We start from the raw sequence: 246 nt of genomic DNA on the forward strand, positions 1-246 counted from the left end.
CCCCCTTTGGTCCGTAGACATTATGCGGTATTAGCAGTCGTTTCCAACTGTTGTCCCCCACCTCAAGGCATGTTCCCAAGCATTACTCACCCGTCCGCCGCTCGTCAGCAAAGTAGCAAGCTACTCTCTGTTACCGCTCGACTTGCATGTGTTAGGCCTGCCGCCAGCGTTCAATCTGAGCCATGATCAAACTCTTCAATTAAAAAGTTTTATGTCTTTCGACAGCTCAATGAATTCTGAATTTTT

1 rRNA gene is annotated in these 246 nt (G+C 47.6%); it reads right to left on the minus strand.

Annotated elements, in window-relative coordinates:
* A 16S ribosomal RNA gene (locus tag H5122_RS20085) occupies positions 1-202 on the minus strand; the annotation flags it as partial.
* Positions 203-246: the final 44 nt, after the last annotated feature.

The organism is Pseudoalteromonas sp. SG43-8 (assembly GCF_014164245.1).
Taxonomy (GTDB): domain Bacteria; phylum Pseudomonadota; class Gammaproteobacteria; order Enterobacterales; family Alteromonadaceae; genus Pseudoalteromonas; species Pseudoalteromonas distincta.